This is a genomic window from Rhizobium sp. 1399, assembly GCF_031455475.1.
Lineage (GTDB): Bacteria > Pseudomonadota > Alphaproteobacteria > Rhizobiales > Rhizobiaceae > Rhizobium.
Window position 1 is genome coordinate 441779 of record NZ_JAVDSU010000003.1, and the last position, 13632, is coordinate 455410.

General features: G+C 60.2%; 13 protein-coding genes. 2 read left to right on the forward strand and 11 right to left on the reverse strand.

The annotated features are described in order from the left end of the window. Positions 1–17: 17 nt before the first annotated feature. The 7 genes from J2X71_RS13385 to J2X71_RS13415 form a co-directional block, all read right to left on the reverse strand. A complete protein-coding gene (locus J2X71_RS13385) occupies positions 18–1385 on the reverse strand; it encodes an FGGY family carbohydrate kinase (RefSeq protein ID WP_310382553.1) in 1368 nt (455 codons plus the stop codon). Continuing rightward, positions 1382–1702, reverse strand: coding sequence for an L-rhamnose mutarotase (gene rhaM, locus J2X71_RS13390; protein ID WP_113321441.1), 321 nt, complete (start codon positions 1700–1702; stop codon positions 1382–1384). The genes J2X71_RS13385 and rhaM overlap by 4 nt, the downstream gene beginning before the upstream one ends. Next, positions 1699–2709, reverse strand: a complete 1011-nt coding sequence (locus J2X71_RS13395) for an ABC transporter permease (protein ID WP_113321440.1) — start codon at positions 2707–2709, stop codon at positions 1699–1701. The genes rhaM and J2X71_RS13395 overlap by 4 nt, the downstream gene beginning before the upstream one ends. Then, positions 2706–3695 (reverse strand): ABC transporter permease, encoded by a 990-nt coding sequence (locus tag J2X71_RS13400; RefSeq protein WP_310382554.1) that lies wholly within the window; start codon positions 3693–3695, stop codon positions 2706–2708. The genes J2X71_RS13395 and J2X71_RS13400 overlap by 4 nt, the downstream gene beginning before the upstream one ends. Before the next feature lie 10 nt (positions 3696–3705). After that, the gene (locus tag J2X71_RS13405; RefSeq protein WP_310382555.1) at positions 3706–5241 is read right to left on the reverse strand and encodes a sugar ABC transporter ATP-binding protein; all 1536 of its coding nucleotides are present in this window, start codon (positions 5239–5241) and stop codon (positions 3706–3708) included. A gap of 72 nt (positions 5242–5313) precedes the next feature. Next, positions 5314–6309, reverse strand: coding sequence for a rhamnose ABC transporter substrate-binding protein (gene rhaS / locus J2X71_RS13410; RefSeq protein WP_310382556.1), 996 nt, complete (start codon positions 6307–6309; stop codon positions 5314–5316). 47 nt (positions 6310–6356) lie between these two features. Continuing rightward, positions 6357–7169: a DeoR/GlpR family DNA-binding transcription regulator gene (locus J2X71_RS13415; protein WP_025669053.1), complete on the reverse strand. Its 813-nt coding sequence runs from the start codon at positions 7167–7169 to the stop codon at positions 6357–6359. Positions 7170–7378: 209 nt separating this feature from the next. Here J2X71_RS13415 and J2X71_RS13420 point away from each other — a divergent pair, with 209 nt between their 5' ends. After that, a complete protein-coding gene (locus J2X71_RS13420) occupies positions 7379–9475 on the forward strand; it encodes a bifunctional rhamnulose-1-phosphate aldolase/short-chain dehydrogenase (protein ID WP_310382557.1) in 2097 nt (698 codons plus the stop codon). A gap of 1 nt (position 9476) precedes the next feature. On the opposite strand, the gene J2X71_RS13425 is transcribed toward J2X71_RS13420, so the two are convergent. Next, positions 9477–9635 (reverse strand): YqaE/Pmp3 family membrane protein, encoded by a 159-nt coding sequence (locus J2X71_RS13425; RefSeq protein ID WP_310382558.1) that lies wholly within the window; start codon positions 9633–9635, stop codon positions 9477–9479. A gap of 78 nt (positions 9636–9713) precedes the next feature. Here J2X71_RS13425 and rhaI point away from each other — a divergent pair, with 78 nt between their 5' ends. Then, positions 9714–11006, forward strand: a complete 1293-nt coding sequence (rhaI, locus tag J2X71_RS13430) for an L-rhamnose catabolism isomerase (protein WP_310382559.1) — start codon at positions 9714–9716, stop codon at positions 11004–11006. Between the two features lie 18 nt (positions 11007–11024). On the opposite strand, the gene J2X71_RS13435 is transcribed toward rhaI, so the two are convergent. The 3 genes from J2X71_RS13435 to J2X71_RS13445 all read right to left on the reverse strand — a co-directional run bounded on the left by J2X71_RS13435 (position 11025) and on the right by J2X71_RS13445 (position 13618). Continuing rightward, the gene (locus J2X71_RS13435; RefSeq protein WP_310382560.1) at positions 11025–11483 is read right to left on the reverse strand and encodes a carboxymuconolactone decarboxylase family protein; all 459 of its coding nucleotides are present in this window, start codon (positions 11481–11483) and stop codon (positions 11025–11027) included. Between the two features lie 130 nt (positions 11484–11613). Continuing rightward, complete coding sequence (locus J2X71_RS13440) at positions 11614–12882, reverse strand: FAD-dependent oxidoreductase (protein ID WP_310382561.1); 1269 nt, start codon at positions 12880–12882, stop codon at positions 11614–11616. Between the two features lie 46 nt (positions 12883–12928). After that, a complete protein-coding gene (locus tag J2X71_RS13445; RefSeq protein ID WP_310382562.1) occupies positions 12929–13618 on the reverse strand; it encodes a RibD family protein in 690 nt (229 codons plus the stop codon). Positions 13619–13632 lie beyond the last annotated feature (14 nt).

Below are 13632 nucleotides of genomic sequence, written 5' to 3' on the forward strand. Positions count from 1 at the left end.
TAGTCTTGGAAAGACTGTTATTCCATCGCGGCGTACCAGCGCTCCCGATAGGCGGAGAGGCCCGGAATTGCCTGGGGTGAGAAGTGTTTTTCCACACCGGATACCGGCTTGATGCCGGCAAGAAGGGCCGCCCCCTGGCTGGTGCCGGTCGAGCCCGGCAGCGCCATCGTATCGCGGCCGGTGATTGCAGCAATCAGCGACAGATAGGTCTCGTTCAATGCGAAAGGGCCCTCGACGATGATTGGGCCCTTGGCGCCAATCAGCCCCAGGCAGGCCTCCGTCATCAATGCGAGATAGAGGCAGGCTGCGGCATAGCGCTCCTGCCGGCTCGCTCCGTCCGCGTGGATCCAACAGCTGACCTTGCCCGGAAAGGGACCGGAGCCCGGTGCCACATTCGGTAGCAGCAAGATGCCTTTCGCCACGACATCAGCGATGGCGGCTTTTGCCTCGGCATCGCCGACCTGACCGATCTCGGCCGAGAGAATTTCGAATTCGCGGCCGCCCATGAAGCGGGAAGAGGGTACGGCGCGGCCATAGGCATCCACATTGGCGAGCGCATCGCGCTTGGCGTCGAGATGGTCCAGGTCACTCCCGACACCGAAATTGATGACCCAGGTGCCGGTCGAGACCACGGCAAAAGGCGCTTCGCGGCCGACGAGATGCGGCAGGAGCGACGCATTTGAATCATGAATGCCGCAATAGACGGGCACGGAAAGACCGATTTCAGCGGCAATATCGGGCAGAACGTGGCCAAGTGCATCGAAGGCCGAATGGATCGGCGCCATCCGGTCGCGAACAGCAAGCGTATCGACCAGCGAGGAGTATGCGCCTGTCTTCGGATTCCAGAGGTCCGTATGACAGCCGAGCGAGGTTGCCTCGTTCGCAGCGACACCAGTCAGCCGCGCCGACCAATATTGTGCATAGGTGAGGATGGTGGCGACCTTGGCGAATTCTTCGGCAAAAGCCGTCTTCTGGTAGTGAAGCTGCGCGCCGATATTCAGGCCCATAGAAAGACGGGGCGAGAAGGTCTCGGTAAAAGATGGCCGCAGCGCATCATAGGCGTTACGGATCTCTTCCGGATATTCATGCTCATAGTCGATGACGGGCATCGCCAGCTTGCCATCCGCGCCGAGCAAGGCAGCGGCCGCGCCATGCGTGGTGATCGAGATCGCGTCGAAACCCGGCTCTCTTGCAAAGGCTTTCAGCGAAGCAACCGCGAAGCTCCAGAGCGCCTCGATATCGTAATGTGGATAGAGGCCGTCACGGATGACTGTATTCGGCTGTTTGCGGACGACAACTTCGGCCCCCGTCGCGCTGTCGAGCACGACGACCTTGGCGTTTGTCTTGCCGATATCGAGAACGGCGATGCGGCGATAATCGCTCATGGCATATGGAAGACGGTCACGAGGTCGCTCTGGACTGGCGAATTATCCGGATTGGATGCCATGATATCGGCCATATGCGCCCACCATTTCTTCATGACGGGATGGTCCGGCAGGCTTGCCATGGTGTGATCCTTCGGCCGGGTCAGCACGCCGAAAAGCGTATTGGTCTCGCGGTCGAGATGGATGGAATAGTCGCTGGCGCCGGACTGATGCAGCAGATCGACCAGTTCCGGCCAGATCTCGTCATGCCGCTTCCTGTATTCGGCCTCCATGCCGGGATTGAGCTTCATCTTGAAGGCGTGTTTTTCCAGTGTCATTTGGCGCTCATGGCTTTGATGCGGCGGGCGATGATCGGGATCGCGATGGTGATGATCAGGAGCAGGCCGATGAAGATCGACATGACGATGCCGGGCACGTTCAACAAGCCAAGACCGAAAGTCACGAGACCCATGACGAAGGCGGCGATGACGACGCCGCCGATCGTACCGGAGCCGCCGAGAATCGAGATGCCGCCGAGTACGACCATGGTGACGACTTCGAGTTCCCACCCTTGCGCGATCGACGGGCGGGTCGAGCCGAGGCGCGAGGTCAGGCAGACCGCAGCGACACCGCTCATCACGCCGGTCAGTAGGAAGAGGATGAATTTCACGCGCTCGACCGGAATGCCGGAGAAGCGAGCTGCGAAATCATTGTTGCCGATCGTATAGACCTGCCGGCCGAAATTCGTGGCATGCAGCAGGATCGCAAAGAGAATTGCCAGCACGATGAACAGCACGAATTCGAAGGAGAAGACCCAGACGACGTAGCCCTGGCCGAAATAAGCGAAATCCGCCGGGTATTTGCCATAGGCCTGGTCGCCGAGCACGATATAGGAAATGCCGCGGAAGAGGCTCATCGTGCCGATGGTGACGACGATCGACGGCAGTTTCAGAACAGAGACGAGGAAACCGTTGAAGATGCCGCAGAGAAGCCCGGTGCCGATGCCGATCAGCACGAGGCCTGGCGTGCCGACACCCATCTGCGCCGCAGCGCCCATTGCTGTCGAGGCGAGCGCGATGATGGCTGCAACCGACAGGTCGATTTCGCCGGCGATGACGAGCAGCGCCATGGCAAAGGCGATCATCGCCTTTTCGGTGAAATTGAAGGTCGCGTCCGAGAGGTTCCAGGCATCGAGGAAGTAGGGCGAGGCCACGGAATTGAAGATGAAGATCAAGACGGCGACCCCAAAGAGCAGCACTTCCCAGCTCGACATGACGCGTTTGAAGGGCGTGCCGAGGCGATCGGGAATGACGCGCTTTTCCGGATTTGCGGAAACCATGCTCATGCTGCGACCTCCGCTGCTGCGCGATCACGCAGGATGATGCGGCCGCGATTGCGCTCGCGCCGGGCGTTGAAGACGACAGCGAGGATGATGACGGTTCCGGAGATCGCCATCTGGGTGAAGGGCGAAATGCCGATGACGGGAAGGGCGTTCTTGATGACGCCGAGGAAGAGCGCGCCGAGCACCGTGCCGGCAACCGAGCCAACACCACCGGCGATCGAGATGCCGCCGATCACGCAGGCCGCGACGCTGTCGAGCTCGAAACCGTTGGCAATATCGACATAGGCGACCGCATAGCGCGATACCCAGAGATAGCTGGAAAGGCCGGCGAGCGCGCCCGAGAGCACGAAGGCCAGGAATTTCGTCTTGCCCGTATCGATACCGGCATAGACGGCAGCCGTCGGATTGCCACCGGTCGCATAGGCCGAACGGCCGAACGGGCTGTAACGCAGCAGCATATACATCAGCGCAACGATAATGATCGCCACCCAGCTTAAGATCGGCAGTCCGAGGATCGGCGTGCGGGGAACGGCAAGGAAGATCGGCGTCATCTGGTGCGCATTGACCCAGGCGCCGCCAGACAGCACGAAGGCCATGCCGCGATAGATGGTGAGCGTACCGAGGGTGACGACGATCGGCGGGATTTCGAGGCGCCAGACGAGGAAGCCGTTGATGGCGCCGAGTGCTGCGCCGATGACGACCGCCGCAAGGATGAGCACGATCAGCGGCAGGCCGGGAAAGGCCGCATTCATCATCGCGATCGCCATGCCGGTGAAGGCGAGGTTGGCTGCGACCGAAAGATCGATCGATTTCGTCAGGATGACCGTCATCTGGGCAAGCGCCAGGATGATAAGGATTGCCGTATCGTTGAAGATACCGGCGAGATTGTCGGGAGTGGCGAAATCGGCTGCGCGCGTCGAAAAGACGGCGATCATCACCACGATGATGGCGAAGAGCAGGGTTTCGCGTTTTCTGATCAGTCTCATCATGCTCGTCCCCTCATGCATTTCCGGTCGCCGCACGCACTAGCGCTTCCGGCGAAAGCTGATCGCGCTCGAAGAGCCCTGCGGACAGGCCCTCCTTCATGACCAGTACGCGGTCCGACATGCCGATGATTTCGGGCAGTTCGGAGGAGATCATGATGATGGAAAGGCCTTCGGCCGCGAGTTCGCTGATGAAGCCGTGGACGGCTGCCTTCGAACCGATATCGATGCCCTTGGTTGGCTCATCGAGGATGATGACCTTGGGCATGGTGGCCAGCCACTTGCCGATGACGACCTTCTGCTGGTTGCCGCCCGATAGCGTACCAACCGGCACGGAAAGGGCCGCGGCACGCAGATCGAGCCGCTCGGCATATTTGCGGGCGAGCGCGAATTCTTCGGCCGCCTGCAGGAAGCCCTTGCGCGAAGTCCGCGTCAGCGACGGCAGCGTCATGTTCTGATAGATCGGCATCGGCAGCGCCAGGCCGTGACGGCCGCGCTCTTCCGGTACGTAGACGATGCCGGCACGAATGGCGTCATGCGGGGAATTGATGGAAATCTCCCGGCCCTCGAGTGTCAGCCTGCCGGAGAGCGGTTTGGTGATGCCGAAAAGCGATTGCGCCAGTTCCGAGCGGCCGGCGCCGATCAGTCCGTAGATACCAAGGATCTCGCCCTTGCGCAGCGTCAGCGAAATATCGCGGAATTCAGTGCGGTGGCTGTATCTTTCGACTTCGAGCACTGCGCCGCCGATTGCCACATCGATCTTCGGGAAGGCGTTTTCAACATCGCGGCCGACCATCATGCGAACGATTTCGTCCTGCGGCGTTTCCTTCAGCTTCCCGTGGCCGACAGCACGGCCGTCGCGGAACACGACGTAATTGTCCGCGATCTCGTAGAGCTCATCGAACTTATGGCTAATGAAAAGGATGGCCTTGCCGCTTGCTTTCAGGCCCTCGACGATACGGAAAAGATCGTCGATCTCCTTGCGCGACAGAGCAGCCGTCGGTTCGTCCATGATGACGATACGAGCCTCGATCGACAAAGCGCGGGCAATCGCCACCAGATGGCGCTGCGCAATCGAGAGGTCTTTAAGGCGAATCGTCGGATCAATATTGCTTTCGAGCGAGGTCAGCAGCGTTCTTGCGCGGCTGTTCATCTCGCTCCAGTCGATGGTGCGCCAGCGCGTGCGCGGCGCATGACCGAGGAAGATATTTTCGGCGACCGAAAGCTCGTCGAAAAGCACGGTTTCCTGGTGAATGGCGGTCACACCCGCATCGATAGCTGCCTGTGCTGTCGCAAAGTGCACCGATTTGCCGTCGACGATGATCTCGCCCTCATTGGGGCGGTAAATGCCGGTCAGGATCTTGACGAGTGTCGACTTGCCGGCGCCGTTTTCGCCGATCAGTGCCGTCACCTTGCCGGGATAGAGCGCGATGCTGACATTATCGAGCGCCTTCACGCCCGGAAAAATCTGCGAGATGCCGCGCATTTCCAGAATGGCGGTTGCGTCATCGGCTTTTGGTTCCGAGACGGGGTGTTGAAGGGCAGGGGTCATCAGCAAGCTTACCACCATCGAAAGAGAAGCCCGGCGGCAGAGCCGCCGGGTGTCCGTTCATGATCTCTGAAATCAGAAGACCTTGGAGAACTGGTCGATGTTCGAGGCATTGTAGACAAAGGGGTCTGCCATAGCGGCTTCGCCATTGTCTCCAATCTTGATCTTGCCCATGCGGCCGGCTTCGATTTCGCTGCCCGGCTTGCCGTCGGCATCACCCTTTGCCAGGTGATAGGCGATCTGCGTTGCAGAGTAGCCGAGGTCGATCGGGTTCCAGATGGCGAATTCCTTGGTCGCGCCGGACTTGATCGCGCCAGCCATTTCAGAGGGCAGGCCGAGGCCAGTCACGTAGACCTTGCCGACCAGACCCTTGTCTTCGACGACCTTCGAAGCAGCCAGAACGCCGACCGTCGTCGGAGCGACGATGACCTTGACGCTCGGGTTGGACTTCAGCAGGCCTTCGGCTTCACGATAGGACTTGTCCGAGAGGTCGTCGCCGTAAACCGTGGTGACGAGATTGAGGCCCGGGAAATCCTTGAGCTGCTTCTTCATCTGGTCGATCCAGATGTTCTGGTTCGTTGAGGTCGTCGTTGCCGACAGGATGGCGAAGTCACCCTTGCCGCCATCAAGATGATCCTTGGCGAGCGTCAGGCACATCTTGCCGATCAGCTCGTTCGACGACGGGTTGAGCTGCAGGATGCGGCCTTCAGGGGCAACGCCGGAGTCCCAGGAAATAACCTTGATACCGCGCTGGGTAGCCTTCTTCAGCGCCGGAACGACGGCATCCGGGTCATTTGCCGAGATCGCGATGGCATCGACGCCCTGAGCAATCAGCGAGTTGATCACTTCGATCTGGCCTTCGGCCGTCGTGCTCGTCGGGCCGGTGTAGATGACTTCCACGCCGCCGAGTTCCTTGGCCGCTTCCTGGGCACCCTTGTTGGCTGCGTCGAAGAAGCCGTTGCCAAGCGACTTTACGACGAGGCCGATCTTGATGTCCTTGGCGCTTGCGGCGCCAGCCATCATGGCGACGGCAAAAGCCACACCGATTGCAAGTGTTTTTGCAAGTTTCATGTCATGTCCTCCCACTAAGATTTAGACTTCCACACCTCGCCGACGCCTCATGCGACCGACGAGGAATCCTCCTTCACAGCCTGGGCCACCGGGCTTGCCACTACGAGCCGGACGCCGGCATTCTCGATCATGCGAGCCGCTTCCTCCGAGATACCGTCATCGGTGATGACCACGGATACGCGGTCGAGCGGGCAAAGAATGAGGCTCGACCGGCGATTGAATTTGCTTGAATCGACCATGACGATGAGTTCATCGGCCTGGTGCATCAGTTTCTGCTCGCTCTGGATGATGAGGGCATCTGCCTCCATGATGCCAAGCGGGCCGACGCCCTGGGCGCCGATGAACATGCGCCGCGCATAGAAATTGCGAATCGCGTCATTGTCGAAGGGCGACAGGATCAGGCTCTGCTCGCGATAAATCGCGCCGCCCGGCACCGTCACACTGTTCTTGGAATGCTTCACCAGATGTTCGGCAATGGCGAAGGAATTGGTCATGACCTGCATGCGATGGCCGGCCATGTAATGCACCATCTGGAAGGTGGTCGTGCCGCCATTGATGATGATGGCATCGCCCGCTTCACAGAGATCGACGGCTGCGCGCGCGATTGAGCGTTTTTTATCGATATTGACCGATTCTGAAACCCGGAAGGGACGGCCCGCAAGATTTCCGAGCTGCGGGGGGTGCACTGCCTCCGCGCCGCCACGAACGCGCCGGATCTTGCCCTGCACGTGAAGAGCCGCAATGTCGCGCCGGATCGTCGCTTCAGAAGCGTCCGTCAGCTCGGAAATGTCCTGAATCGTAACGACGGACTTTTCCTGAACGGCGCTTAAGATAATGCGATGGCGTTCGCGTTCGTGCATTGGGCTCCTCCTCTTGTCATATTTATTTCGTATCCGTTAAAGCCTGTCAATCAGAAACGATCATAAATTTTCATATTGCGATGCAACATAATCGAATTTGATCGTTTTCGATTGACAAGCGCCATTTTGATGCGCGATACCGTGAGCGAAAGGGCGTGCTGATCGCGGCGCCCCGCAGGCCTATACACAAGCCTATATGGGAGGATGACATGGCGGCAAAGGTTCGACTTCTCGAGAACCGGTGGGATGATGCTTATGCGGCGGGCCTCGATGAGCCCGGCAGGCTTCTCTATCGCTCGAATCTCCTCGGCGCCGACAAGCGCATCACCAATTATGGTGGCGGCAATACCTCGGCCAAGGTCATGGAGACTGATCCGCTTGATGGTAGCAAGGTCAAGGTGCTCTGGGTCAAGGGCTCGGGCGGCGACGTCGGGACGATCAAGCTCGACGGGTTCGCGACCCTCTATCAGGACAAGCTGGAATCGCTGAAGGGCATCTACAAGGGTGTCGAGGACGAGGACCGCATGGTCGGCTTCCTGCCGCATTGCACCTTCAACCTGAATGCCCGCGCCGCCTCGATCGATACGCCGCTGCACGGCTTCGTGCCCTATACGCATGTCGACCACATGCATCCGGACGCCATCATCGCGATCGCCGCCTCCAAGAACTCCAGGGAATTGACCAAGCAGGTCTTCGGCGATGCGATCGGCTGGTTGCCCTGGCGCCGTCCGGGCTTCCAGCTCGGCCTCGATCTCGAAGCCTTCGTCAAGGCGAACCCTGACGCAAAGGGCGTCGTGCTCGAAAGCCACGGCCTCTTCACCTGGGACAACGATGCCAAGGCCTGCTACGAGCTGACGCTCGATATCATCAACAAGGCGATCGGATGGTTTGCCGGCCAGACTGAAGGCAAGACGATCTTCGGTGGCGCAGTCGTTGAAAGCCTGCCGGTCGCCGAACGCCGTGCCATCGCCGCCCGGCTGATGCCGGAAATTCGCGGCCGTATCGGCAAGCAGGAGCGCAAGCTCGGCCATTTCGACGATCAGGATGCGGTTCTGGAATTCGTGAATTCGAAAAATCTGCGCCCGCTCGGTGCGCTCGGCACCAGCTGCCCTGACCACTTCTTGCGCACCAAGATCCGCCCGCTGATCGTCGATCTCGATCCGGCAAAGCCCGATGTCGATGCTATCATCGCCGGCCTCGACAAGGCGCTTGAAGACTACCGCGCCGACTATGCCCGCTATTATAACGCCTGCAAGCATGACAACTCGCCGGCTATGCGTGACGCCAATCCGGTCATCTTCCTGGTGCCGGGCGTCGGCATGCTCTCCTTTGCCCGTGACAAGGCGACGGCGCGTATTGCCAGCGAATTCTACGTCAACGCCATCAACGTGATGCGCGGTTCCTCGACGGTCTCGGAATATCAGGGCCTGCCCGAGCAGGAAGCCTTCGACATCGAATATTGGCTGCTCGAAGAAGCCAAGCTGCAGCGCATGCCGAAGCCGAAGAGCCTGGCAGGCAAAGTTGCCTTCGTCACCGGTGGCGCCGGCGGCATCGGCCGCGCAACGGCCGCCCGTCTCGTCGGCGAGGGTGCCTGTGTGGTGCTTGCCGATATCGACCAGGAAGCACTTGAAAAGACCGAAGCCGAATTCGTGAAGAAGTACGGCGCCGATGCAGTGCGTACTTTGAAGCTCGACGTTACCAAGGAAGACGGGGTCATCGCCTCCTTCGCCGAATCCTGCGTCGAATTCGGCGGCATCGACATCCTCGTTTCGAATGCAGGCATCGCTTCTTCGGCGCCGATCGAAACGACCGAATTGTCAACGTGGAACCGCAACATCGACATTCTGGCGACCGGCTATTTCCTCGTTTCGCGTGAGGCCTTCCGTCTGTTCCGCCGTCAGGCGCTGGGTGGCAACGTCGTCTTCATTGCGTCGAAGAACGGCCTTGCGGCTTCGCCGAATGCGGCCGCCTACTGCACGGCAAAGGCTGCCGAAATCCATCTCGCCCGTTGCCTGGCGCTCGAAGGCGCAGAGGCCGGCATCCGCGTCAACACGGTCAATCCGGATGCGGTGCTGCGCGGCTCGAAGATCTGGAGCGGCGAATGGCGTGAACAGCGCGCGGCCTCCTCGAAGATCGAAGTGGATGACCTCGAGGAACATTATCGTAAGCGTTCCATGCTGAAACTCAACGTGTTCCCGGAAGACATCGCCGAAGCCGTCTACTTCCTGGCGTCCGATCTGTCGGCCAAGTCGACCGCTAACATCATCAATGTCGATGCGGGCAACGTTCAGAGCTTCCCGCGCTAAGCTATTTCCGGAGGATCACCCATATCGCGTGGATGATCCCCGGCACGTAGCCGCAGAGCGTCAGCAATATATTGAGCCAGAAATGCAGGCCGAGCCCGACCTGCAGAAATACGCCAAGGGGCGGCAGGATGATCGCAAGAAGAATGCGGACGACGTCCATCGTGGCTCCTGAGTTTTGAAGACATGTAAGTGTTAGAACGCGAACCGTGGTCTGCGGTTCGCGGCTAGGGAGGATTAAGTGGCTGAATTCAGGATTGCGCCGGACCTGGTCGCAACGGAAAACGACAAGCGTGCCGCGGCCTTGAAGGCCGATTACGAAGCGCTGGGTGCAATGCTTGCGCGCCGCGGCGTCGATATCGAAGCAATTACCCGCAAGGTGGCGGAATTCACTGTCGCCGTACCCTCCTGGGGTGTCGGCACCGGCGGAACGCGCTTTGCCCGTTTCCCGGGCACCGGTGAACCCCGCGGCATCTTCGACAAACTCGACGATTGCGCCGTAATCAACCAGCTGACGCAGGCAACGCCGACCGTGTCCTTGCATATTCCCTGGGACAAGACCGACGTGAAGGAGTTGAAGGCGAAGGGCGATGTGCTTGGCCTCGGCTTCGATGCGATGAATTCCAACACTTTCTCGGATGCTCCCGGCCAGAAGCTGACCTACAAATATGGCTCGCTCAGCCACACGGATGCGGCGACCCGCCAGCAGGCGATCGAGCATAATCTGGAATGCATCGAGATCGGCAAGGCGATCGGCTCCAAGGCGCTGACCGTCTGGATCGGCGATGGTTCGAACTTTCCCGGCCAGAGCAATTTCACTAGGGCTTTCGAGCGTTACCTCGCCTCGATGGCGGATATCTACAAGGCCCTGCCTGACGATTGGCGGCTCTTCTCCGAGCACAAGATGTACGAGCCGGCTTTCTATTCGACGGTCGTGCAGGACTGGGGCAGCAACTATATGATCGCCCAGACGCTCGGTCCCAAGGCCTACTGCCTTGTCGACCTCGGCCACCATGCGCCGAACACCAATATCGAGATGATCGTCGCCCGGCTGATCCAGTTCGGCAAGCTCGGCGGCTTCCATTTCAACGATTCGAAGTATGGCGATGATGACCTCGACGCCGGTTCGATCGAACCCTACCGCCTGTTCCTCGTCTTCAACGAGCTCGTCGATGCCGAAGCCCGTGGCGTCAACGATTTCCATCCGGCCCATATGATCGACCAGTCGCACAATGTGACGGATCCGATCGAAAGCCTGATCAACAGCGCCAATGAAATCCGTCGGGCCTATGCGCAGGCACTGATCGTCGATCGCAAGGCGCTCGAAGGCTATCAGCAGGACAATGACGCGTTGATGGCGTCCGAAACGCTAAAGCGCGCCTATCGCGCCGATGTCGAGCCGATCCTGGCCGAAGCCCGCCGACGCGCCGGCGGCGCGACCGACCCGATCGCCACCTACCGCGTCAGCGGCTACCGCAAAAAGGTAGCCGCCGAGCGCCCCGCCTCCGTCTCCGGCGGTGGTGGTATCATCTGAATGAATGGAAGCCGTTGATCACGGCTTCCATTGACCTGCAACCTGCCGGGTGGCGACGTTCAGCCGGTTCCAGACATTGATATTGGCAATTGCGATGACGAGGGCCGCAAGACTCTTGCCGTCGTAGTGACGGGTGCATTCCTCCCAGACCTCATCCGGCACCGGATCGGCGCGGTCGCTGAGGCGGGTAACGGCCTCCGTCAGCGCCAGTGCTGCGCGTTCGGCATCGCTGTAATAAGGGGCTTCGCGCCAGCCGGCGACGGCAAAGAGCCGCTCGTCGGTCTCACCGTGTTTGCGGGCAATGCGCCAATGGCCGTCGATGCAGACGCTGCAGCCGTTGATCTGGCTGGCGCGCAGATAGATGATCTCCAGGAATCCCGGCGCAAGCCCGGCCGTAGCCGGCAGTTTGCCGAGGGCATTCAGTGCCTGCATGGCTTCCGGGATAACGAGGGCTGGATTTCCCATTCTCTCTTGCATGTTCAATCTCCTGATGATCTGTTTCGTTTGACGCAGAGCCGACTGGCTGCCGGCTTTCGTTCGTCATAGGCTTGACGGATCAGGATCGGGGAGTGTGACTGAACGGAAAGAAAAACGCTTGCTGTCGGATCTAGCGGCGGTCGGCGCCCGAGGCTTTGACGCGAACCATTAGTGATGCCATCGCCTCGTCGGCCGCGCGTTGCCCGCTCTGATAGGCGCCATGCGCCGTCGAAAAATCGGTCGTATGCGTTGCTTCGCCAGCGAAGAAAACCCTGCCGTCAAAGGATTGGGCGAGTTGCATGCGTGTGTTTGCGTGGCCGGGCAGGGCATGGCTGTAGCCGCCGCCGATGGAAGGTGTGCTCGCCCAGTTCGAAGCTGCAAGCGGCTTGAGATATTTCCGCGTGTCCGAGCCGAAGAGATCGGTAAGCTGGTTGATCGCGTGGTCGAAGGCGGCTTCGTGGCCCATCGCGGAAGCAGCCTGGGCGCCGGCTCCGCCGAGGAAGCATTCGAGGACCGGCTGGCCGAAGGGGCGGATATAATAGGTGCCGGTCATACTGTCATGCGGATCACCGAGCACATGGGTCTCGTCCTCGAAAGGACCGCCGTCGAGAACCTCGAAATAGAGTTTTTCGTTGTTGCCGAGCGGCAGAAGCGATGCCGCCTGCCGCCATGGGTCGAACGCCCTCGGAAGCTTGATCGCACCGCCCGCCAGAACATTCGAAGAGATGGTGAAGATGACGGCACTCGTCCTAATCGTCCCGGCAGAGGTCTGCAGGACGATCTTTCGTTCGCTCAGGTCAAGGCCTTCCAGAGGCGTGCCGAGCCGCAACGCCGCATCGGCTGGAAGCGCTGAGGTAATCAGATGCCCATAACCGTCGGCGACACGCCAGTTATTCTCAGTGGAGGCATCGTCATAGGCGACGTAATCCGTCACCGAAATGTGCTCCAGCTCGTCTCCCGAGATATAGCCGCTCAGCGCCTGCAGATAAGGCGTCCAGGGGGAGTTCGGGTTGAGTGCATCGGATGCCCGGTCCGACGCGGGCGGATTTTTGCGGATGTCTTCGTTCCAGAGCGCAAAGGCGTTTCGTGCTGCGGCGCGATCTTTGCTGGAGAAGCCGAGCTCCTTGAATTGCTCGCCCCAGGCCGTGACGCGGCGGTCGACGACAAAACCCAGCTCAGCGGCGATCCTGGTCCAGGGATTGCGATCTGCCGAATGCAGCCATCCGCAGCCGAGATCGACCGGCCCGGCGTTCGTGGCATAAGTCCAGGCCCTTCCGCCGGTGCGCGGCAGTTGCTCGATGATCACGGTGGAATAACCGTGGCCGCTGAGGCGGCGTGCAGCTCCGATCCCGGCAGCTCCTGCGCCGACGATAACGATATCCGGATCAGAGGTGGTCATGGACGTGGATATAGCGCCTCGTCTCTGCGGCTGTCCATCATCCCTGTCAGGCGTGGACCTTATATCGCAGGGCGACAGCGCCGTTGTCTTTCGTCTCGGCGGAGATCAGCGATAGCTGCGTCTTGCCCGCCAGTCCGCCTTCGAAGGTGACGACAGACTGGCCGCCGCTGGCGTCCAGGGCCGGCGCGACCAGCAGATAGAACTCATCGATCAGCCCCGCAGCAAAGAAGGCGCCGTTGATCGCAGCACCGCCTTCGAGCAGCAGTTTGCGGATGCCGAGTTCCTTGTTCAACGCGTCGAGCGCTGCGGGCAGATCGATCTCAACTGACGGCGAGACGATGTAGGAGATGCCATCGGCGACGAGTTCCGCCAAATGCGCGTCCGGCACATTACTGCCGAGGATGACGACGATATGATCGCCATCGATCTCGGGCCGCGTGAAATGCAGCTTGCCAGATGTGTCGAGGGCTATCGCGTAGTTGTTTGCCTTGCGATCGGCAAAATGGTTTGGCCGTTCGACAGAGCTGGCAGATTGCGGCGGATGCGGCTCTCCCTTGGCCATTTCAGCCATGGTCACGCGCCCGACGATCCAGGCGTCGCCCTGCAGATCTTCATGTGCCTTCTGATAGAGAGCCGTCCATTCCTTGCGGCCGCCATCGGGGCTTTCCGTCCACTTGCTCGGGTGCAGGCCGCCGTCGAGTGACGACATCATCAGACAGACGATTTCCGGTTTCATGGCAATTCCTTTCC

What these genes read in the sequence shown, in the direction of transcription:
- J2X71_RS13385 (WP_310382553.1), bottom strand. Translation starts at nt 1,385, where the DNA reads ATGAGCGATTATCGCCGCATCGCCGTTCTCGATATCGGCAAGACAAAC.
- J2X71_RS13415 (WP_025669053.1), bottom strand. Translation starts at nt 7,169, where the DNA reads ATGCACGAACGCGAACGCCATCGCATTATCTTAAGCGCCGTTCAGGAA.
- J2X71_RS13400 (WP_310382554.1), bottom strand. Translation starts at nt 3,695, where the DNA reads ATGATGAGACTGATCAGAAAACGCGAAACCCTGCTCTTCGCCATCATC.
- J2X71_RS13395 (WP_113321440.1), bottom strand. Translation starts at nt 2,709, where the DNA reads ATGAGCATGGTTTCCGCAAATCCGGAAAAGCGCGTCATTCCCGATCGC.
- rhaM (WP_113321441.1), bottom strand. Translation starts at nt 1,702, where the DNA reads ATGACACTGGAAAAACACGCCTTCAAGATGAAGCTCAATCCCGGCATG.
- J2X71_RS13435 (WP_310382560.1), bottom strand. Translation starts at nt 11,483, where the DNA reads ATGCAAGAGAGAATGGGAAATCCAGCCCTCGTTATCCCGGAAGCCATG.
- J2X71_RS13420 (WP_310382557.1), top strand. Translation starts at nt 7,379, where the DNA reads ATGGCGGCAAAGGTTCGACTTCTCGAGAACCGGTGGGATGATGCTTAT.
- J2X71_RS13445 (WP_310382562.1), bottom strand. Translation starts at nt 13,618, where the DNA reads ATGAAACCGGAAATCGTCTGTCTGATGATGTCGTCACTCGACGGCGGC.
- J2X71_RS13405 (WP_310382555.1), bottom strand. Translation starts at nt 5,241, where the DNA reads ATGACCCCTGCCCTTCAACACCCCGTCTCGGAACCAAAAGCCGATGAC.
- rhaS (WP_310382556.1), bottom strand. Translation starts at nt 6,309, where the DNA reads ATGAAACTTGCAAAAACACTTGCAATCGGTGTGGCTTTTGCCGTCGCC.
- J2X71_RS13425 (WP_310382558.1), bottom strand. Translation starts at nt 9,635, where the DNA reads ATGGACGTCGTCCGCATTCTTCTTGCGATCATCCTGCCGCCCCTTGGC.
- J2X71_RS13440 (WP_310382561.1), bottom strand. Translation starts at nt 12,882, where the DNA reads ATGACCACCTCTGATCCGGATATCGTTATCGTCGGCGCAGGAGCTGCC.